The 20,785-nt window shown below is 69.0% G+C and carries 18 protein-coding genes; 9 read left to right on the top strand and 9 right to left on the bottom strand.

The genetic code is table 11. From position 1 onward, the window contains the following. The first annotated feature begins 14 nt into the window (after positions 1-14). Entirely contained in the window at positions 15-1,298 is a 1,284-nt protein-coding gene (locus tag CGU34_RS10725; RefSeq protein WP_157811280.1) for an HNH endonuclease signature motif containing protein, read from the top strand. Positions 1,299-1,341: 43 nt separating this feature from the next. On the opposite strand, the gene CGU34_RS10720 is transcribed toward CGU34_RS10725, so the two are convergent. Further along, positions 1,342-2,187, bottom strand: coding sequence for an RDD family protein (locus CGU34_RS10720; protein WP_036295541.1), 846 nt, complete (start codon positions 2,185-2,187; stop codon positions 1,342-1,344). Between the two features lie 17 nt (positions 2,188-2,204). On the opposite strand from CGU34_RS10720, the gene CGU34_RS10715 reads away from it, so the two are divergent. From CGU34_RS10715 to katG, 3 genes are all read left to right on the top strand, one after another. Then, positions 2,205-3,200, top strand: a complete 996-nt coding sequence (locus CGU34_RS10715) for a stage II sporulation protein M (protein ID WP_036295543.1) — start codon at positions 2,205-2,207, stop codon at positions 3,198-3,200. A 72-nt stretch (positions 3,201-3,272) separates the two neighbouring features. Further along, the gene (locus CGU34_RS10710) at positions 3,273-3,749 is read left to right on the top strand and encodes a Fur family transcriptional regulator (protein WP_036295547.1); all 477 of its coding nucleotides are present in this window, start codon (positions 3,273-3,275) and stop codon (positions 3,747-3,749) included. 31 nt (positions 3,750-3,780) lie between these two features. Next, entirely contained in the window at positions 3,781-6,105 is a 2,325-nt protein-coding gene (gene katG / locus CGU34_RS10705) for a catalase/peroxidase HPI (RefSeq protein WP_036295550.1), read from the top strand. A gap of 84 nt (positions 6,106-6,189) precedes the next feature. Here katG and CGU34_RS10700 read toward each other — a convergent pair whose 3' ends face one another. The 6 genes from CGU34_RS10700 to CGU34_RS10675 all read right to left on the bottom strand — a co-directional run bounded on the left by CGU34_RS10700 (position 6,190) and on the right by CGU34_RS10675 (position 12,639). After that, positions 6,190-6,978: an aquaporin gene (locus tag CGU34_RS10700; RefSeq protein WP_036295553.1), complete on the bottom strand. Its 789-nt coding sequence runs from the start codon at positions 6,976-6,978 to the stop codon at positions 6,190-6,192. Positions 6,979-7,123: 145 nt separating this feature from the next. Beyond that, positions 7,124-8,449: a DUF58 domain-containing protein gene (locus tag CGU34_RS10695; protein WP_036295556.1), complete on the bottom strand. Its 1,326-nt coding sequence runs from the start codon at positions 8,447-8,449 to the stop codon at positions 7,124-7,126. An 8-nt stretch (positions 8,450-8,457) separates the two neighbouring features. Then, positions 8,458-9,414, bottom strand: coding sequence for an AAA family ATPase (locus CGU34_RS10690; RefSeq protein ID WP_036295603.1), 957 nt, complete (start codon positions 9,412-9,414; stop codon positions 8,458-8,460). A gap of 20 nt (positions 9,415-9,434) precedes the next feature. Continuing rightward, complete coding sequence (locus CGU34_RS10685) at positions 9,435-10,652, bottom strand: DUF4350 domain-containing protein (RefSeq protein WP_232711640.1); 1,218 nt, start codon at positions 10,650-10,652, stop codon at positions 9,435-9,437. Between the two features lie 26 nt (positions 10,653-10,678). Then, complete coding sequence (locus tag CGU34_RS10680; protein WP_051512988.1) at positions 10,679-11,341, bottom strand: DUF4129 domain-containing protein; 663 nt, start codon at positions 11,339-11,341, stop codon at positions 10,679-10,681. Next, positions 11,338-12,639 (bottom strand): hypothetical protein, encoded by a 1,302-nt coding sequence (locus CGU34_RS10675; protein ID WP_100814077.1) that lies wholly within the window; start codon positions 12,637-12,639, stop codon positions 11,338-11,340. Before CGU34_RS10675 ends, CGU34_RS10680 begins: the two co-directional genes overlap by 4 nt. Positions 12,640-12,857: 218 nt before the next feature. Between CGU34_RS10675 and mtrA the strand changes: the two genes are divergently transcribed. From mtrA to hpf, 5 genes are all read left to right on the top strand, one after another. Further along, a complete protein-coding gene (gene mtrA, locus CGU34_RS10670) occupies positions 12,858-13,538 on the top strand; it encodes an MtrAB system response regulator MtrA (protein WP_036295559.1) in 681 nt (226 codons plus the stop codon). A 124-nt stretch (positions 13,539-13,662) separates the two neighbouring features. After that, a complete protein-coding gene (gene mtrB / locus CGU34_RS10665; protein ID WP_232711639.1) occupies positions 13,663-15,363 on the top strand; it encodes an MtrAB system histidine kinase MtrB in 1,701 nt (566 codons plus the stop codon). Beyond that, positions 15,360-17,042 carry an LpqB family beta-propeller domain-containing protein gene (locus CGU34_RS10660; RefSeq protein ID WP_100814076.1) on the top strand — a complete coding sequence of 561 codons (1,683 nt, stop codon included), beginning with the start codon at positions 15,360-15,362 and terminating at the stop codon, positions 17,040-17,042. The genes mtrB and CGU34_RS10660 overlap by 4 nt, the downstream gene beginning before the upstream one ends. 87 nt (positions 17,043-17,129) lie before the next feature. Then, positions 17,130-17,840: a ComF family protein gene (locus CGU34_RS10655; protein ID WP_100814075.1), complete on the top strand. Its 711-nt coding sequence runs from the start codon at positions 17,130-17,132 to the stop codon at positions 17,838-17,840. A 116-nt stretch (positions 17,841-17,956) separates the two neighbouring features. Beyond that, positions 17,957-18,622 (top strand): ribosome hibernation-promoting factor, HPF/YfiA family, encoded by a 666-nt coding sequence (gene hpf / locus CGU34_RS10650; RefSeq protein ID WP_036295564.1) that lies wholly within the window; start codon positions 17,957-17,959, stop codon positions 18,620-18,622. 95 nt (positions 18,623-18,717) lie between these two features. Here hpf and CGU34_RS10645 read toward each other — a convergent pair whose 3' ends face one another. Both CGU34_RS10645 and CGU34_RS10640 read right to left on the bottom strand, forming a co-directional pair. Beyond that, positions 18,718-20,031, bottom strand: coding sequence for a hypothetical protein (locus CGU34_RS10645; RefSeq protein ID WP_036295567.1), 1,314 nt, complete (start codon positions 20,029-20,031; stop codon positions 18,718-18,720). Positions 20,032-20,072: 41 nt separating this feature from the next. Beyond that, positions 20,073-20,714, bottom strand: a complete 642-nt coding sequence (locus CGU34_RS10640; protein ID WP_036295569.1) for a PadR family transcriptional regulator — start codon at positions 20,712-20,714, stop codon at positions 20,073-20,075. Between the last annotated feature and the right edge of the window lie 71 nt (positions 20,715-20,785).

Here is a 20,785-nt window from a genome sequence, read left to right as displayed (position 1 = left end):
GTAGAGTTTCGAACATGCATTCGAACCATGGTGACGTCGAGACGACGGGCGTGGACGCGATCGCGCGCGAGCTCGCTGGGGAGGGCATCGAAGTCTGGCGTGCGAACGCGCGTACTGAGGCCGCGCTCGCGCGATTGTTCGCAAGGGCCGCGCGCGTCGGTGCGCGACGCGTTGCCGAACTCGCCTCCCCTTCCTCCCGCGAAGCGGAGCTGCCGTTCCGGGCTTTGGCGGCAGAACTCGGCGCAGCGATGAACATGTCCGACCGGACCGTGCAGCGCCGCATGAACGACGCTGCGGTTTTGGAGGAGTCGTTCCCGGCCACGTTCGCGGCGTGGGAAGAGGGACGGATCGCTGGCGGGCATGTCGCGGTGATCATGGAACACGGACTCCCCCTCACCGATCCGGAAGCGCGGGCGGAATTCGAGGCCGAAGCGCTGCTCCGGGCCGAGGGGACCACGCCCGGGCGGTTGGGGGCGTCGCTCGCGCGGCTCGCCGAGTCGTTGCAGCCGCGTCCGTTGGCGGAGCGGCACAAGGAGGCTCGCGCTTTGCGGGGTGCGTGTGTGCGAGACATCGGTGACGGCATGGCGGAGTTCATCTCCGCTCAACCCGCCGTGTTGGCCCATGCGATGCACGACCGGATCACGCAACAAGCCCAGGCGTTGAAGAACGCGGACCCGACGGACACGCGGACTCTGGATCAGATCCGGGCGGACCTGGTGGCGGACATGCTGCTCACCGTGACCCCGTCCGTGGAAACGGGTGCCGGCTTCTCGGACGGGGCCGGCGGGCTGGGGGCGATTCGCGGGATCGTGAACGTCACCGTCCCGGCTCTCGCACTCGCCGGTGTGACGGATGAGCCGGCCGAACTGGTCGGCCGCTGTCCGATCGACCTCGCCACGGCCCGCGTATTGGCCGGCTACGCGACCGGGTGGGATCGCGTCTTGGCCGATCCGATTACCGGGTGTGTGCTTGCGGTTGATCGGTACACCCCGTCGGCGGATATGAAGCGGTTCCTGCGGGCGAGGGATCAGCACTGCCGGTTCCCCGGGTGCCGGCAACCCGCGCACCGGTGCGATCGCGACCACACCCTCGATTACGCGTTCGGCGGCGCCACGGATGTCTGCAACTTGGCTTGTCTCTGCAAACGCCATCACGTCCTGAAAGGCGAAACGGCCTGGACCGTTCGCCAGCTCGGCGGCGGAGTCCTGGAATGGACCTCCCCGGGCGGTCACGTCTACATCGACAAACCACCCCCAGCGATCCACTTCGTCCCCAACACGGATCCACCCCCGTTTTAGAGCACGCCGCCGCGCCCGGTCGCTGAGCTCGTCGAAGTGGCCCTCAGTGCCGGGGAAACCCGGGGGGAACGCGCTCCAGGATCGGCGCGAGGTCAACCCTCCGCTCATCTTGGGCGCTGAGGGCGCGCAGCTCCCGGTCGCGCCGCGCCGCCGCGATTCCGAAGAGCGCCGTGAGGGGATCGGTGTTCGGCATGGGGTAGACGAAAGCGGAAACCTCATCACGCAGTTCTTCCGCTATGCGGTCACGCGCTGCGGGCGCCAGGCGCGGCGCCTGCCCGAGAAATTGCGCGAGCCTCCGTGAGAGGCGATCCGGAAGGCGTGCGACGTCCACAACAGACGCCCACTGGTCGAGCATCGGTGGAACCGGTGGAAGCGAGGGCGGCAGGGGAGCCACGCGCGTTCTCTGCGAGTACGTTCCCGCGAGCAGATCGCCGAGGCGCTGCGATCGAGGAGTGAATGCACCGGCGAGCACCGCAACCACGCCGAGGGTGAAGTAGATCTCCAGCACGCCTACGAGGGCTCGGATCAGAGCCTGACGAAAACCGGAGGCCCCACCATCCGATCTCACGATGCGAGTCCCCACCGCCAGGCGCCCGAGGCTTCGTCCCCGCGTCGTGGCCTCGACGGCGGTCGGAAGCACGACGAGCACCAGAACGAGCGTGACGATCACCGTCATCTGTTGGGCGCCCTCGGGTAGAAGCGGCGCGAGCGGGCCCGTGATGATCAGCAATGCAGCGATCATCAGAACGGTAGCCAACAGGATGTCGATCACCGCGCCGACCGCCCGAAGCAGGACGCCGGTCGGTTGGACGTCGAGGGCTACGGCTTCACCGGTGAGTACCTCGTCTTGGGCCAGGTGGATGGCCTCCGGGGAGGGTCGAGGCGTCATGCGGGTAGTTTAGGCGCGTGGACCTCGACGCGCTGGCGGCCGCACGGGCAGCCGAATGGCAACGGCTCGGCGAGCTCTCGGCACGCCGCCGCTTGACCGGCGCCGAAGCCGACGAGCTGGTCGCACGCTACCAATCCGCTTCGGCCGATCTCGCCGAAATCAAGTCCACGGCGGGGCGGGCGCCTCAGGGTGACGTCGTCTCGACCCTGCTCGCCGCGGCCAGACTGCGCCTGACGCGCGCAAGCGCCAACCCCTTGCGAGCGCTGCCGCGCTTCTTCGCTCTTCAGCTGCCCGCTGCGCTGTATCGGGTGCGCTGGACGACACTCGTCATCGCCGTCCTCTTCGTCGCGGTCGTCGCGATCGTCGCCGCGTGGGTGGCGGGCGATCCCGCTCTCGTCGCCGCCCTCGGTGACCGGGCGGGGCTGCAGTATTACGCGGAAGAAGAGTTCACAAGCTATTACTCCGAGAACCCCGCGGCGGTGTTCGCGGGGACGGTCTGGACGAATAACGCGTGGATCGCGGCGCAGTGCGTCCTGTTCGGGATCACCGGGTTCTGGCCCGTCATGGTGCTGGTGCAGAATGCGGTGGGCGTCGGGACCGCAGCCGCCGTGATGTTCGCCTTCGACCGCGGCGATGTCTTCGTGCTGTTCATCCTCCCGCACGGGCTGCTCGAGTTGACGTGCATCTTCGTCGCCGGAGCCGCGGGACTGCACATCTTCTGGGCCTGGATCGCACCCGGTCCGAGGACGCGCCTCGAGGCACTCGCATCCGCCGGCCGATCGCTGGCGACCGTGGCAATCGGGCTGTTGTTGGCCCTGCTGGTGTCGGGAATCATCGAGGGCTTCGTGACGGCGCAGCCGTGGCCGTGGGTTGTGAAGATCGGCATCGGTGCCCTGGCGCTGGGTGCGTTCGTCGTCTACATGGTGTTCGTCGGGGGGCGGGCGGCGCGGGCTGGCGAGACCGGCGACCTCTCGGAATCCGAGACGGGAACGCCGATTCTCGTCTCCGGGTGAGAGGCATCCGTTCATCGAATTTTCACGGCCCCTTGTTTTGATTCGATCAAAACTGGTCGCTAGACTGGGGACATGAGTTCAACCGCCCTCCTCCCTCACGGGATGGAAGCCGCCGAGCTCATCCGTCGTGCCGGCCTGCGGGTCACGGAGCCGCGGAGAGCCGTCGTGGAGGCATTGCGGGTCAGCCCGCATGCGAGCGCTGACGCCGTCTTCCAACTCGTCGCCCTCTCGGTACCGCAGACGAGCTTGCAGTCGGTCTACAACGCCCTCGGCGACTTCGTGGACGCGGGATTGGTTCGGCGCATCGAGCCCGCCGGGCGGCCGGGACTGTTCGAACTGCGCGTCGATGACAACCACCATCACGTGATCTGCACGGGGTGCGGAGCGGTCGCCGACATCGACTGCGCCGTCGGCGAAGCCCCCTGCCTCACGCCGTCCGACACCCATGGTTTTGCCGTGCACACCGCCGAGGTGACCTACTGGGGCACCTGCCCCGACTGCGCCGTCAACGCAGGCACCGCAGCACCTGCGGCATCCACGACTCCCTGATCCCACACGTAGTCCCCGAGAAAGGAAGACCATGAGCGAGAACGACGACACCACGACGGGTATCGGAAACGACCCGACCGCCACGGACCAGTCCGTCACCGACATCGACACGCCCGTTAACGAGCGGGAGGACGGCGAGACCCGTCCCAGCCCGAACCCGGACGATGCCAGCTGCCCCGTCATCCACGGCCAGCCGAGCGCGCAGCCCCACCCGACGACCGGTTCCGCCAACCGGGTGTGGTGGCCGAACCAGCTGAACCTGAAGATCCTCGCGAAGAACCAGCCGGCGCGCGATCCCCTCGGCGCCGACTTCGACTACCGAGCCGCGTTCGCCACCCTCGATCTCGCCGCCGTCAAGGCCGACATCGCCGAGACGCTCACGAAGAGCCAGCCCTGGTGGCCGGCCGACTTCGGCAACTATGGCCCCCTCATGATCCGCATGGCGTGGCACTCGGCCGGCACCTACCGCGCGACCGACGGTCGCGGTGGCGGTGGCACGGGTCAGCAGCGTTTCGCGCCCCTGAACAGCTGGCCCGACAACGTCAGCCTCGACAAGGCGCGACGTCTGTTGTGGCCCGTCAAGAAGAAGTACGGCCAGAGCCTTTCGTGGGGCGACCTGATGATCCTCGCCGGCAACGTGGCCCTCGAGACCATGGGTTTCGAGACCTTCGGATTCGGTGGCGGTCGCCCCGACGTCTGGGAGCCGGACGACGATGTGTACTGGGGCCCCGAGACCACGTGGCTCGCGGACGAGCGCTACGAGGGTGACCGCGAGCTCGAGAAGCCGCTCGCCGCTGTGCAGATGGGCCTGATCTACGTCAACCCGGAGGGCCCGAACGGCAATCCCGATCCGCTCGCCTCGGCCCGCGACATCCGCGAGACCTTCGGCCGCATGGGCATGGACGACGAAGAGACCGTCGCGCTGATCGCCGGTGGACACACCTTCGGCAAGACGCACGGTGCGGCCCCCGACACCAACGTCGAGGCCAACCCCGAAGCCGCCGGGCTCGAGAACCAGGGCCTCGGCTGGAAGAACAACTTCGGGACCGGCGCGGGCGACGACACGATCACCTCGGGCCTCGAGGTGACGTGGACGTATCACCCCACGCGCTGGGACAACGAGTTCTTCCACATCCTGTTCGCCTACGACTGGGAGCTCATGAAGAGCCCGGGCGGTGGCCACCAGTGGCGCCCGACGAACGGCGGGGGAGCCGACATGGTTCCGCTGGCGCATGACGCGACGAAGCGCCGCGAGCCGCGCATGCTGACGAGCGACCTCGCGCTGCGGATGGATCCGGACTACGGCCCGATCTCGCGCCGCTTCCTCGAAGACCCCGAGGCCTTCGGTGATGCCTTTGCGCGTGCGTGGTTCAAGCTCACGCACCGCGACATGGGTCCGATCGCGCGCTACCTCGGCCCCGAGGTTCCCGCCGAGGAGCTCATCTGGCAGGACCCGGTGCCCGCGGTCGACCACGTGCTGATCGACGCGGCCGACGCCGCGGCGCTCAAGCAGCAGATCCTGGCGTCGGGCCTCACGGTCGCCGAACTCGTTGCGACGACCTGGGCCGCGGCATCCACCTTCCGGGGCAGCGACAAGCGCGGTGGCGTGAACGGTGCGCGGATCCGCCTGGCGCCGCAGAAGGACTGGGCCGTCAACAAGCCGGAGCAGCTGGCACGTGTGCTCGGGGTGCTCGAGGGTGTCCAGGCATCCTTCAACGATGGCCGTACGGACGGCAAGAAGGTCTCGCTGGCCGACCTGATCGTGCTCGCGGGCAACGCGGGTGTCGAGAAGGCAGCCAAGGATGCGGGAGTCGACGCCGAGGTTCCGTTCCACCCGGGGCGCACCGACGCCTCGCAGGAGCAGACCGATGAGCTCTCGTTCGCCTATCTCGAGCCCTCCGCCGACGGTTTCCGGAACTATCAGGGACCGCTCGCGCCGATGCCGGCCGAGTACCACCTGATCGACCGCGCCAACCTGCTCACGCTGACGGCGCCCGAGATGACGGTGCTGGTCGGTGGGCTGCGCGTCCTCGGCGCGAACTGGGACGACTCGGCCTACGGCGTGTTCACGGAGCGCCCCGGCGTCCTGACGAACGACTTCTTCGCGAACCTCCTGGACCTCGGCAAGACGTGGAAGCCGCTCGACCCGGGCTCTCACGCGTTCGAGGGTCGCATCGACGGAACGGACGAGGTCTTCGGCCGCGGCACCCGCGTCGACCTGCTGTTCGGCTCGAACTCCGAGCTGCGCGCCCTGGCCGAGGTCTATGCCTCGGACGACGCGCACGAGAAGTTCGTCCGCGACTTCGTCGCCGCGTGGGGCAAGGTCACCGAGCTCGACCGGTTCGACCTCGTCTGATCGGCACCGTCTGATCGGCGCCTGACGCCAGAGCGGCCCGTCCCCGAGGGGGCGGGCCGCTCTGTGCTTGCGACGGGGCGCGTATTACCGCGTCCGGGCCTCGGCCTGCGCCGGGAAGGCGGGCTTCGGCTCGAACAGCGCACGGTGGGCGAACCCGGCGATCAGGCCACCCACGAGCGGGAACACGATGAAGACCCACAACTGCGCGAGGGCGTCGCCGCCCCCGTAGATCGCGGTGGCGATCGAGCGGGCCGGGTTGACCGAGGTGTTGTCGATGGGGATCGACGCGAGGTGGATGAAAGTGAGTGTCAGGCCGATCGAGAGGCCCGCCATGGCCGGACCCGTGCCGCGTGACGCGTGCGTGACCCCGAGGATGACCAGCACGAAAATGGCCGTGAAGAGCACCTCCGCGATGATGGCCGCCCCGATTCCGAAGCCGCCCGGAGAGTTTTCGGCGAAGCCGTTGCTGGCGAAGCCGCCGTCCTGGGCGGTCTGGAGCCATCCGTCCGGCCCGAACAGGCCGATCAGCACGATCAGCGTCGTGCCGACGGCTCCGCCGACGAGCTGCGCGATGATGTAGCCGGGTGCGTTCTTCCACTCAAATCGACCGGATGCGGCGAGCCCCAGGGTCACGGCCGGGTTGAAGTGACCGCCCGAGATCGGGCCCCAGGCGTAGATGCCCGCCATGAGGGTCAGCCCGAAGGCGAGCGAGACGCCGATGAAGCCGACGCCGAGGGGCGTTCCGTTATCGCTGATTCCGAAGGTGGCGGCGAACAGGGCCGTGCCGATCGATCCGAACACGAGCAGGAAGGTTCCGAGCGCTTCTGCGGCCAGTTTTGTCGCGGTGGAGGGGGTGTTTGCGGGTTCCGTCATGGCGGACTCCTCTCTTCTCGTGCTGAGCGTAGCGGCGCGGGTTCGCCGGGCGCGAGAGCCGCGCAACAAACGTCCGCGCAACAAATGTCACCGCGACAAACGTCACCGCAACAAACGGCGCCGCGGGCAACGGGCCGACGGATGCCTAGAGCCGGCCGGCCGCCTTGAGCGCGAGGTAGCGGTCCGCGATCTGCGGGGGCAGGTCATCCGGTCCGCGCAGGATCGCCTCGGCACCCAGCCGCATCAACGCATCGCTGAGGCGGCGTGTGTCGAGCAGAGTGCGTTCGGCCGCCGCGGCGAGCCACAGATCATCGCTTCGCTCACGCTTCGCCGCGGTCTGCTCGATCATCACATCGGTGACGGCGCCGACCAGTACACGGCCCCGCGCCGTCACGGCCGGGAGCTGCGCAAGGAGGCTCCGGCTCGCGCTGGCTGTGTCGAGTGCGGTCAGCAGAACGACAAGCGACGCGTGCGACGTGAACCGAGAGGCCTGCGCGAGCGCTGCATCCCAGTCCGTATCGATGAGCTGCGGCTCGACGCCCGCCATGGCATCCACGAGCGCCGGCAAGAGTCGGGTACCGCGGACGCCGCTCACCCGCGCGCGGACGACCCGGTCGAACATGAGCAGGTGAACGTGATCACCTGCCCTGTCGGCGAGGGCGGCGAGCAGCAGGGCGGATTCCATGGCCGCATCCAACCGCGTGCCGTCGCCCACGCGAGCGGCGGACGTTCTTCCCGTGTCGATCACGATGACCACATGGCGGTCGCGTTCGGGTCGCCACGTGCGGAGCATGGTCGTACGCGCCCGCGCTGTGGCACGCCAATCGATGGAGCGGACGTCGTCGCCGCGGACGTATTCGCGCAGTGAATCGAACTCGGTGCCCTGGCCGCGCACCTGAACGCTCGTGCTCCCGTCGAGCTCACGCAGGCGCGCGAGCCGAGAGGGCAGGTGCCGGCTCGCATGAAACGGCGGCAGGACGCGCAGCGAGGCCGGTGCGGGGGTGACGGCCTGACGGCCGGCGAGACCCAGCGGGCCGAGGCTGCGCACCGCGACGAACGCCGTGCGGCGCTCGCCACGTCGCCTCGGAACAAACGACACCGGCATCGTGCGGCTCTCACCCGCCGGGATATCGAGCCGGTGACGCGAGGGCTGGACGCCCGCCGTCGGCTCCCACCCGTCGCGCAGCAGACCGCGCAGGCGCCGCCGTCCCGTGGCCGCGACCGTGATCGACGCCCGCACCGCGACGCCGAGTCGGGCACGACCCGGTGTGTCGCGCTCGACGCGGATGTCCCGCGGGTCGGCGGCCGCCGAAGCATCCGCGACCGCCACGAGCGTGCAGAGCAGGAGCCAACCCGCAACCGCGGCCCACGCGACGGCACCCGCGTTACCAGCGCTCGCGGCGAGCGAGAGCAGGATGACGGGCACCACGCCGAGGCCGACGAGAACCGCGAGGCGTCCGGTGACGAACACGGCGCCCCCTAGAGCGGCACGGGGGTCTGCTGCACGACCTGGCGGAGGATCGCGTCGGCCGTCACCCCCTCGATCTCGGCCTCGGTCCGCAACCGCACACGGTGCCGCCAGACGGGTACGAGCATCGTCTGCACGTGGTCAGGGGTGATCGCGGGGTAGCCGCCCAGCCACGCCCAGGCCTTTGAGGCGGCGAGGAGGGCCGTGGACGCGCGCGGGCTTGCTCCGAGGTCTACCGACGGGCTCGACCGTGTGGCGCGGGCGAGGTCGACCACGTACGCGAGCATCTCGTCTGTTGCGGCGACGGAGGCCGCGGCCCGCTGAGCGGCGTGCACATCGGCGATCGTCACCGTGGGCTCGACCCCCGCGGCCTCGAGGTCACGCGGCGAGAATCCCGCGGCGTGGCGACGCAGGACGGACACCTCGGCGTCGCGGTCGGGCGCTTCGATCACGAGCTTCAGCAGGAAACGGTCGAGCTGCGCCTCGGGGAGCGTATAAGTGCCATCGTGCTCGACGGGGTTCTGCGTCGCGGCGACCAGGAATGGGTCCGGCAGGGGGCGCGTGACACCGTCCGCCGACACCTGACGTTCCTCCATCGCCTCCAGAAGAGCCGACTGTGTCTTCGGGGGTGTGCGGTTGATCTCGTCGGCGAGCAGCACATGCGTGAACACCGGCCCCTCGCGGAACTCGAACTCACCGGCGCGGGCGTCGTAGACGAGCGATCCCGAGACATCGCCCGGCATCAGGTCCGGGGTGAACTGGATGCGGGTGGTTTGCAGCCCGAGCGCCCGGCTGAACGAACGAACGAGCAGCGTCTTGGCGACACCGGGGACTCCTTCGAGCAGCACGTGGCCGCGGGCGAGTAGCGCGATCAGCAGGCCTGTAACCGCGCCGTCCTGTCCGACGACGGCCTTGCCCACCTCTTCGCGCACGCGGTTCATCGACTCCCGCAGGGCATCGTCGCTCATCCGTTCTCCCTCATCCATGGTCATCTTTTCGTCTGCTCCGGTTGTGCATCGCCCTCGCCCCGGATTCCGCGGGCGACGGCTGCTTCGAGCGCCCGCAAGCCGTCGCTCAGCGCGATCAGCTCCCGTTCGTCGCGCGGTTCATCCTCGATCAGCAGGCGTCTGGCGTCCTGGTGGGGGAGAGCCGCGAGGCGGGCGGATGCATCGGCGATATCGGTCGCGCTCGCCGCGGGTGGCAGCGCGAGAGCCCTCCGGAGGCGCTCCAACGTGCCGAGTCTCAGGGAGTCCGCGGCGTAGAGAGCGTCCCGGCCGGATTCGTAAAGACGACCGCGACCCTCCATCGTTTCGCTCGCCCGCGCCGTTACGGGCAGGCGTTCGAGGACGAGCGGACCGAAGCGGCGCCCACGCCAGAGTGCGGCGGCAACCGCACTCGCGCCCAGGAGGACGATTGCGGGGGTGACCCATCCCGGGGTCAGCTCGCCGAGGGTGGGTTCGGTGGCGATGTCACTGTCGGTGAGGGAGGGCACGTACCAGACGAGGTTCGGCAGCCGCCCCATCAGGTTGAGGGCGAGTGCGGCGTTCCCGTCCGCGGCGAGGTTTTCGTTGGTGATCAGGTCGCGACCGTCGAACGCTGCGGTGAGACCTTCCCCTGACGAGCTCGTGAGCAGACCGAATCCGTCGCCCGACGGGTAGCAGGCAACGGCGTCGGATGTCCCCGGCTCGACCAGGCGTCCGGGCATCACGGAACCGGCGCGTACGGCGGCATCCGTTTCGCACTCCGGGTCGACGGTCTCGGCGGGTGCGAAGCCGCTGGCGGTTGCTCCGGGAAAGAGCATCTCCACGCCGCGCGTCCGAGGATCGATCAGGACGACGTCGGTCGCCGCGTCGAAGATCGCCTGCAGCGCGTCGTCCCCCAGGATCGCCGAGTCCGCCATGACCAGGGTGGCAGGCGCCTCAGCGAGCGCGCGCATCGTCTCGTCGCGGTCACGCGTCACGGTGACGTCCACGCCCCGCTCCCGCAGGATCTCCACGAGCGCGGCGGTGCCGCCGGGGCCGACGCTCTCCGGGTCGAGGCGGTCTCGCTCGTTCCACGCTCCGATTCCGGACAGCAGAGCCGCGGCGATACCGACGAGGATCAGGAACGCAGCGATCACGGTCCAGCCGAGAACGCGGCGGCGTCTCATGCCTCGCCCGTCGTCCGGCAGCCGCTGATCGGTCGCGGCCGGTCCGGGCACGGGCACGTGGTCTACGGTGCGTGTATCCGGCATCATCGTCGCCGTCCCGCAGCGTCAACGGTGTGCTCGTCGCGTTGCGGTCGGGCCGCCTCGACGGCGGCAGCGGTCGCCGCGACACGCTCGTAGTCATCCGGTGAACCGGGCCGCCGCAGGTAGCGCACGTCGTCGAAGACGGATGCCGCGTCGGACAGCGCGCCGCCGAGATCCGGGAAGGCGCGGGCCGCCGAGCGAGCGAACGACTGCGCCGTCGCGCCCGGCCGCGCTGCCACGATGCCTCGGTCGATGCTCGAGCGTGCCAGGGCACGGAAGCGCAGCACGATCGCCGCATCCCAATCCCCGGCCGCGGCGCGCGCGGATGCTTCTCGACGGAGGTCCGCGCTCGAACGTGTGTCGTCCTCACCGAACAGGGGGGCGGCCACCGTCGTCTGCCGCGAGAGTCGGGGTCGGCCCCAGATCACGAAGGCGACGACGATAAGGGCGATCGCGAGGAGGGCGAGCCCCACGAGGACGGCGGGGCCGAGACCCGCCGGGGCCCCCGCGCCGAACAGCGATTCGAGGAATTCGCCGACGGCCTGGGCGAGTCGATCGAGCGGTGTCGGCTCGGCCGCGGCGTAGCGCGGATCGGCGAGTTCGCGCTCGGCCCACTCCCGTCCCTCGGCACCGTCGGGAATGACAGGGACGTCCAGCACCTTCACGACGGCGGCTGGGGGTCGGATTCCCCGTCGCCCGCGGTCGGCGGTGCCCAGGTGCGGGCATCGCGAGCCACGGGCGGCGCGGGCGGGGGCTGCTGGGGTGCGGCGTAGGGAGGCTGAGCCGGATACGGGGGTTGCGGGGGATAAGGAGGCTGTGTCGGATAGGGCTGCTGGCCCGCATAAGGCGCTTGTGTCGGGTACGGAGGCTGAGCGGGATACGGCGGCTGTCCCCACCCAGGCGGAGCAGGGGGAGCGGAGGATGGTCCACCCGCGCGCGGACGCCACGGGTCGGGCGGCGAGTCATCCCCGGCATCGCGTCGCTCGACGTAGCGCAGCAGCTCGATGTCGAGGCCCTCGCGCCGCATCCGACAGTCGATGTAGATCAGCACGCTCGCCGTGGACTGCACGACGAGCCCCACGGCCTGGATGGCGAGGGTGATCACGTAGGTGAGCACGACCGTCACGACGATCGCGATCACGGCACCGGTGTTGGGCTCGCCCGTCGGGGCGAAGATCGTCGTGAGCCCGGAGCTGAGGAACGACAGGGGCAGGCTGACGAACTGCGAGATCGTGCCGAACAGCAGAGAGATGATGACGATCACGCCGAGGGCGGCCCAGAAGCGCCCCCGCACGAGCACCCATGATCGGGCGACGGACGCACGGATCGTCGTGCGCTCGAGGATCAGGATACTCGGCACGAGCAGCAGCTTCGTGTTCAGCCAGAGCGTCAGGGGAATCGCGCCCAGGATCACGAGCACGGTCAGCGCGATCGCGACGGCCGGATGCACGGCGACGCCGATGGCGATGATCGCCGCGGTAACGATCCCCACGAGAACAGCGATCGCGACGAGCAGGAGCGCTGCGTATGCGAGGAGCCGGCCCAAGCTCGGGCGCACGTGACGCCAGAGTGTCGCGAGCCGCAGTTTCTCGGCGACGACGGCATGCGACACCTCGCCGACGACGACGGCCTGAACGATGACCTGCAGCGCTGTCGCGAGCAGGCCGAGGACGAATGCGGCAAGACCGGTGATGAGGGCCGAACCGGCGAGCACCGCGTCGTATTCTTCCGTGCCCTCACGCAGCGTGTCCAGGCGCGAGAAGGTGAGCCATCCGATGCCGCCGATGCCAACGAGCAGGATGATGAAGGCGATGGCCTGTACGCCGAGCGCGAAGCCGAACAGCACCGCCGGGTTGTGCCGGAGGGCCGCGAAGGAGCGGCCGAGAATCGTGCCGAACCCGAGCGGATGCAGCGGAATGATCCCGGGCCGGGGCGCGGGCGTCCACGCGTGCTGGGCGCTCATCTGAGTCCTCCGTAGGCGCTCGGCGGCGCGGATATGTGACCCCGCGCCGGTGGTGGCACATCCATCGTGTCACACCCTCCCTCCGCTCTCGCGGGCGCTCCCGAGGGTCCTGCCGGCGGTGTGCAGTCCACGTCCGGGCGCTGTCGACTACTCTGTGGGTACCGGCCGCGCTCGGGCCGCGCACGACACTCCGTCGCAGAAGGACGAAACCCCGTTCCATGAGTTCACGCATCCTGGTCGTCGACGATGACACCGCCCTCGCCGAGATGATTGGGATCGTCCTGCGCACAGAGGGATTCGACCCCGTGTTCTGCTCCGACGGTTCCGAGGCGCTGGATGCGTTCCGAACCGAGCGTCCGGACCTCGTCCTGCTCGATCTGATGCTCCCTGGCATGGACGGAATCGAGGTGTGCACTCTCGTGCGTGCCGAGTCCGGTGTGCCGATCATCATGCTGACCGCGCGCACCGACACAGCGGATGTCGTGAAGGGTCTCGAGTCGGGCGCCGACGACTACATCGTCAAGCCGTTCAACCCCAAAGAACTCGTCGCGCGCATCCGGACGCGCCTGCGCCCCACGCCGGAGAGCACGGGAGCGCCGCTGCGCATCGGCGACCTCACGATCGATGTCGCCGCCCATGAGGTGCGCCGTGCGGGCGAGATCATCGCCCTCACTCCTCTCGAGTTCGAACTGCTCGTCGCGCTCGCAGCCAAGCCCCACCAGGTGTTCTCGCGAGAGATGCTGCTCGAGCAGGTCTGGGGCTATCACTACAAGGCCGATACCCGCCTGGTGAACGTCCACGTGCAGCGTCTGCGTGCCAAGGTCGAGCTCGACGCCGATAACCCCAAGATCGTCACCACGGTGCGCGGCGTGGGTTACCGCGCCGGCGCTGTCGTCTGAGGTTCCTGTGACGCCGTCATCGACCGCGTCCAACGCGACCGCAGCGAGGAACGCGGCAGCAACAAAAACGACAGCAACGAACACGGCAGCGACGGGGACCGTCCCGCAGGCCACACGGACATTCGTGTCGTTCGCGTGGCGGCATCCGTCGACCTGGGTCGAGGGCACCTCGCGTCTGTGGCGTCGCTCGCTCCGCTTCCGTACCGTTCTGATCACCCTCGCCCTGACGGCGCTGGCGATCCTGATCGCCTGCGTGTGGATGGCTCTGGCGATTCAGAACGATCTCTTCCAGTCGCGCCGCAACGAGGTACTCGACGACTCCCGCCGTGCCACCGTCGCGGCGCAGGCGACGCTCGATGCGGGCGAGGTTCAGGGCGACCGCGTGCGCCTGCAGAACCTGATGAGGGGTGTGGGCGACGACATCGCGCGCCAATCCTCGAGCGACCGGATCGCGGTCTTCCGCGTCGATTCGGCTCCGTCATCGATCGCGCCACAGGATTTCACCGCCGGCGGCTTCGACGAAGAGATCGTGTCGGAGGGCCTCCGCGAGCGCGTGCAGGCACAGCCGACGTCGCAGTGGTGGCAATCGGTAACGCTCGAGGATGACTCGGGCCAAACGGTTCCGGGAATCGTCGTCGGTCAGCAGCTGCTCGTGCCCGAGGTCGGCGCGTACGAGCTGTACCTCGCGTATGACCTCTCCGCGGCTTCGCAAACCCTCGGCTTCGTCCAAAGCACGCTGTGGATCGTCGGGATCACGCTCATCGTTCTGATCGGTGCGATCTCGTGGTTCGTGCTGCGCGCGGTCGCCACGCCGATCGCCGAGGCAGCCGAAACGAGTGAGCGGTTGGCGGCGGGCGAGTTGCAGGTGCGTTTGCCCGTCCGCGGTGAGGACGAGTTGGCAACGCTCGGTCGGTCGTTCAATGCGATGGCGGACAGTATCCAGGCCCAGATTCTCGAACTCGCCGACCTCTCTCTGGTGCAGCAGAGGTTCGTTTCGGATGTCTCGCACGAGTTGCGCACCCCGTTGACGACGATCCGACTGGCCGCGGACATCCTGAACGATCGTCGCGAGACCTTCGATCCGGCGGCGTCCCGCGCGGCCGAACTGCTGCATGCTCAGGTGCAACGTTTCGAGACGATGCTCGGTGATCTGCTCGAGATCAGCCGGTACGACGCGGGATCGGTCCAACTCGAGTGGGAGGCGACGAGCTTGGCGCATCTGGCCGAAGACATCATCGCCGAGATGGCACAGCTGGCAGAGAAGCACGGCTCCGACGTACGGCTGGTGGCACCCGGTGGATATTCCCCGGTCGACATGGATGCCCGTCGGGTGCGACGTATCGTCCGCAACCTCCTCGGTAACGCGATCGAGCACGGTGAGGGGCGGCCGATCGTGGTCAGTGTGGACAGCAATTCGACCGCCGTCGCGATCGGCGTTCGCGACTTCGGGATGGGCATGAAGCCGGCGGATGCCGAGCGGGTCTTCGATCGCTTCTGGCGGGCGGACCCGTCCCGCAAACGCTCGATCGGCGGCACGGGCCTCGGGCTCTCGATCGCCCTCGGAGACGCCCGTCTGCACGGCGGCACGCTCGCGGTCTGGAGCGAGCCCGGTGGGGGCTCGAATTTCGTGCTGACCTTGCCGCGGCAGCCCGGCGGGACGATCGAAGCACCGCCCCTGCGCACCGAGCCCGACGCCGAGACGGACGCGCTCGATGCCCTGGGCCTGACGCAGCCAATCGGCGTACTGGGTGACGCGGCCGTGTTGTCCGCGGAGCTCACGGCCGACGCATCGAGCGATTCGGCGCGGTCCGGGGGAGTGTCATGAGGGCCCGGATCGTCGGCGCATTGGCGGCGTTGATGCTGGTTCTGGCGGGCTGCGCAGGTCTGCCGACGGCCGGGTCCGTCAACCCCGGACTCGCCCTCGGCGAAGCACCGGACGTCCCCGATTTCTCGTTTCTCCCCAACCGACCACAGCCCGGAGCCACCCCGGAGCAGATCGTCGAAGGATTCGTCGCGGCCGCCACGAGCCCGGCGGGCAGCTGGGAGATCGCGCGACTCTTCCTCGCCCCCGACGTCACCTGGCGCCCCGACACCGGCGTCACGATCGACCGCCCGGGTTCACGCAGCATCGCCGCGGTGGACACCGACACCGACAACGACACCGGCACCGTGCAGATGACCATCGCCCAGACGGGTGACGTGGACGAGACGGGGGCGTTCCACGCGACCGAGGCCGGTACTGCCACCCTCGACTACGAACTCGAACAGCAGGACGACGGTGAGTGGCGCATCAGCGTTGCGCCCGATGGGATCGTGCTGAACGAGCAGGACTTCCGCGTGGTGTTCACCGCGTACGGCGTGATGTTCTTCGACCCCGGGTGGGAGTTTCTCGTTCCGGACGTGCGCTGGTTCCCGACGCGGCAGAACGTGACCACCCGCATCACGGAGGCGATCATCGGCGGCACCCCGAGCCCGTGGCTGAGCGGCGCGGTCGTCTCCGCCGTTCCCGACGGCGTGGTGCTTGAAAGATCCGCTGTGCCCGTCGTTCAGGGCATCGCCCAGGTCGAGCTGGGAGCGGCGGCGCTGGATGCCGACCCCGTCACGCTCGGTCGGTTGCTGCGCCAACTCCAGGCGAGCCTGCAGGGCACAGGGGTGGCGGGCGTCGAACTGCTCGTGGACGGCACAGAGCTGGCGGTCGAACCCGCGCAGACACTCAGTACGGCCGTCGACGCGCGTCCGCTCGTGCAGACCGCCGAGAGCTTCGGATACCTCGGTGAAGACGACCTGACGACCCTCCCCGGCCTGAGCGCGCGAATATCCGAGCTCGATGCGGAATCGATCGCGGTGGGACGCGGAAGCAGAGTCGCCGCCCTGCTCCTCGCGGCCGGGGGTGTCGCAAGGGTCGAGGGTAACGAGGTCTCGACAGCCGACGATCGCGCCGGTCTGATCGATCCGGCGATCGATCCCGACAATGCGATCTGGTCCGTTCCCGAATCGCAGCCCTCCGCTCTCGGCGTTTCGACGGTCGAGGGCGAGAACCTCTCGGTCGCCAACGCTTGGCCGGGTGCGACGCAGATCGCCGCGATGCAGGTTTCGCGAGACGGCACCCGGATCGCCGCCGTCGTGACCGATTCCGGCCGCGACTGGGTGGTGGTCGCCGGCATCGAGCGCAACGCCGATGGCGAGCCGGTTGCGCTGGGCACGCCCGAACGCCTTCTGCGCCTGGACGGGGTCGGAGCCGATATCGCCTGGCTCGACGACCGGACCCTCGGGATCCTGTCCGAGGGCACCGACGGCATGATCGTCACAGAGCAGGTGGTCGGCGGCATGAGCACCTCGAGCGGCGGTCCGACGGGTTCGGCCGTGTCGCTCGCGGCGGGCCCGACCGCCTCGTCCGCGCGATTGCTCACCGTGGAGGGCGCCCTGTATGTGCGACGCGGCACCACGTGGCAACGCGCGGCGGACGACGTGTTGGTGCTCGCATCGCAACTCGGCGCGAACTGATCCTCCCCAGCCGCGCGGTGTGCCGGCGTGAGCGTGGATCCCCGCGCAAGCTGCGCGGCCGTGCTCTGCGGCACCCACGCTGGACCGATGGAATCGACTATTCGCGAGGCATGGCGGCTGGGGCGTCGTGCGGTTGCGGATGCCGCGGCGATCGTGCTCCCCGAACGCTGCGCCGGATGTCTCGAGCCCGGCGCCTCGATCTGTGCTGCGTGCCTCCGGGCGCTGGCACCGGTCCCCGCGCGCATCGTGATTCCCGGTGACGATCTCGAGGTCTGGGCGGGTGTGCCGTTCGCGGGGCCGGCAGCGTCCATCCTGCGGGCGGTGAAACGCGATGCCCGACCGCGTCTCGCGCGGCACCTCGCGCCGGCGCTTGCGTCTGCCCTTCGGCAGGTCGCCCGTTCGACGGGTGCTGCGCCTGCGTCGCTTATCGCGGTGCCGATCCCGTCCAGCACGAAGAGTCTGCGTGCCCGCGGATTCCGGGTCGTCGACCTTGTTACGCAGCGCGCCGGGGTGAAACCGCAACGTCTGCTCCGGCTGCAGCGTACGGCGGCTGACCAGCGCGGGCTCGGCCGGATCGAGCGTCTCGAGAATCTGCGCGGAGGAATGCTCGCACACGAAACAGGCGGATTGCGGGCGGATGGACTTCGGGTCGTGATCGTCGACGACGTCGTGACGACGGGGGCGACACTCATCGAGGCAGCTCGGGCCCTGCGGGCAGCGGGCGCCGTCGTCGTGGGCGCCGCCACGATCGCGGCCACGCCCCTGAGAGGACACGCCGCTGCGAGGACGCACGGGTGATGCATCCGAAACTCGCAGGTGACACCCCCCGCCCACAGGGCTAGCGTGGGAGGGACCAAGGCGAGCGCACGATCCGCTCTTGTACGGGCGGATCGTCCCGAGCAAGGAGGTCAAAGATGGAAACAGGCATCGTCGGCGTTGGAGTGAGCGTCACGGATCGATTCCGATCAGTGGTCGAGGAGAAAGCGACCCGCATCGAACACCTCGTCCCTCGAGCACAGCGGCTCGAGGTGAAGGTCACGCACCGTTCCTACAAGGGCGGGCGCATGGAAGACGACACGGTCGAGCTGACATTGATCGGTAAGGGCCCAATCGTCCGGGCCGAAGCCACGGACGCCGACAAGTTCGCCGCCCTCGACCTCGCAGTCGACAAGATGTGCGAGCAGCTGCGTCGGGCCAAGGGCAAGCGCGTGGACGCGCGGAAGCACCCGCACGGCGCTCACTTCGAGAAGGGCAGCGGTGAGATCACGGGCATCGACGTGCAGCCGGCATCCGCCGACATGATCCACGCCGTCGCGACGGGTGAGATCCCCCTCATCACGGGAAACGAGGATGAGCCCGACTACACACCCGTCGTCATTCGGGTGAAGAGCTTCGACGCCGAATGGATGGCGGTGGAAGAGGCCGTCGATCGGATGGAGCTCGTCGGGCACGACTTCTTCCTGTTCATCGATGCCCGCACCGACAAGCCCAGCGTCGTGTATCGGCGCAAGGGCTGGGACTACGGCGTGATCTCGCTCGGCACGCAGTCGGCGCCGCCGGCGGAGGCGCTCGCCTCGTAGCATCCAGAGGCTTCCGCTTCATCGAAACGACGCAACATGCCGTGCAGCCCGAGTGCCGCACGGCATGTTGCGTCGTTTCGTGGGCGGTGAGCGGATCAGTCGAACATGCCGCCGAGCAGGCTGCCGATGACGAGACCGCCGAACAGGCCGCCCATGCCGTCGCCGCCCTGGCCGCCGCGTCGTCCGCCGCCACCCCAGCCGTCGTCCTGCGGGGGGCGTGACGAGTCGATGTCGCGCTGAGCGAGCTGGAGTGCCTCGCTCGCGAGGTGGGCCGCGCGTCGCGCGAGCTGGAAGGCCTCTTCGCGCGAATCCTCGTCGCCGGGAAGCGCGGCCATGTCGGCGCGCGTGCGTTCGGCTTCGGCGAGACGCGTCCGAGCGTCGGCACCGATCCACCCGCGGTGGCCGGCGATCACATTGCGAGCGACGGCGATCTGACGGTCGGCGTCATCGGTGGCGTGCCGGATCTGGGCGGGAGTCGGCAGCGGCTTCGCAGCGCGCTCGCGTGCCTTGTCGACCGCGACGTCCAGCGCCGTGTTCGCCTCGCGCAGATGCGAGAGCTGAGCGAACGGGTCGGCCTTCTCGCTGGCCGGGGGAAGCGCCGAGAGTGCGGACTGCAGGGCGGTGAGCGCGGCCGTCACCTGGGGTGTGGCCGGAGCATCCCGTGCCGCGATCACGTCGCCGCGCGAGTCGGCGATGACATCCGCGAGCGTCGATTCGGCGCGCAGCGCCTCGATCTCGAAGTCGTCGATGCCATCGAGGAGCGTCCCGGCACGACGGACGGCCTCGGTTGCGGTCTCGAGCGCGAGCATGGCCTCTTCGCGGCGGGATGCTTCGCGTCGCCGCTCCGAGATGTCCGCGCTGTGCAGCGCGAACGACAGCAGTTGTTCGGCCTCGTCCGGCGCCCGGTCGATCTGCTGCAACGCCGAGGGGGCGTAGCGTTCGGACAGCCGCGCGACGGTCGTGCGAGCCTGGGGCAGGCGCTCCCGCAGGCGCTCGGCGTCGGAGCGGACCTGAGCGAGGATCTGTGGCGCTCGGCGAACCTTGGCGATCTTCTCGGCGAGGGTCTGCGTCTTCTCGTCGAGCAGGTTCTCGGCCCACTCGCAGAGCTGCGCTATGCGCGCGTTCCGCTCGCGCAGTTCCTGCGGGGTGTCCGGGATCTCGTCGTGGTTCAGCTGGTTGAGGTGGAAGGCCTCGGCAAGGTGGTGACGGACGGCGTCGAGCGCCTCACGCAGATCCTTGGTCGCACCTTCGCCGAGCTCAGCGTTGGCGAAATCGAGTTCATCGGCGGTGACCCGGATGCGCTCGTCGGCCTCGACCAGCGCCCGACCCGCGCGGCGCGCCAGTTCGGCGTCCTGCGCATCCAGTGCGGACTGCTCTTCACGCTTGCGTTTGCCCCAGAATCCGGCCATGTTCCGATCCTAAGCCGGGTTCGCCTGTGCCCCTCCGTGGTTCAGACGATCGGAGTGCGCCCTGCGAGAACGCTCGACGCTGCCGCGGGCGGAGCCGTTCGTGGCGGGCGCCCTCGTCGCGGACGGTCGGCGACCAGCGGCAGCGCCGCCTCCATCGGGGGGTGCTGTGCGAGTCGGCTCCCGACATGGTCGAGCCAGAGCACCTCCGCCTCCGCCTGAAACACCTGGGCATCGAGGACGAGTTGCCGCGCGAGTTCCTCGCCGCGGACGGACACAACATCGTCCGCGCGCCGCGCCTCCCGCAGCATTTCCAGTCCCGCGAGTGATGACCGTCGTTGCGCCTCGACGATGGCGGCCACGTCGACGCCCGGAAGTGTCGCGGCAAGAGCGAGCTTCAGTGGCAGTTCGTCGCGGGTTCCTCTCACGCGCGTGACGGGGGAGCGGAGCCACTCTCGTACTTCCGCCCGACCGGTGTCCGTGATCTCGTAATAGACGTGACCGTGCTCGTCGGTATCTCCTTGTGCAACCAAGCCATCACGCTCGAGTCGATCCAGTGTTGTGTAGATCTGGCCGACGTTGACCGGCCAGCTCGAGCCCGTCCTCCGATCGAATTCGGACCGGAGTTGGTAGCCGTAGCATGGGCCCTGGTCCAGGATCGCCAGCAAGCTCTGTCGGACGGACATGACATCTCCAGACGAACGGCATTCTCGGTATACATAACCGAGTATATGAATATCGAGCAGGGTTATTCGGA

This window comes from Microbacterium lacus, from assembly GCF_002812805.1.
GTDB classification, from domain to species: Bacteria; Actinomycetota; Actinomycetes; order Actinomycetales; family Microbacteriaceae; genus Microbacterium; species Microbacterium lacus_A.
The sequence above is the reverse complement of the archived record's forward strand: the minus strand, read 5'-3'. Positions and strand labels throughout refer to the sequence as shown.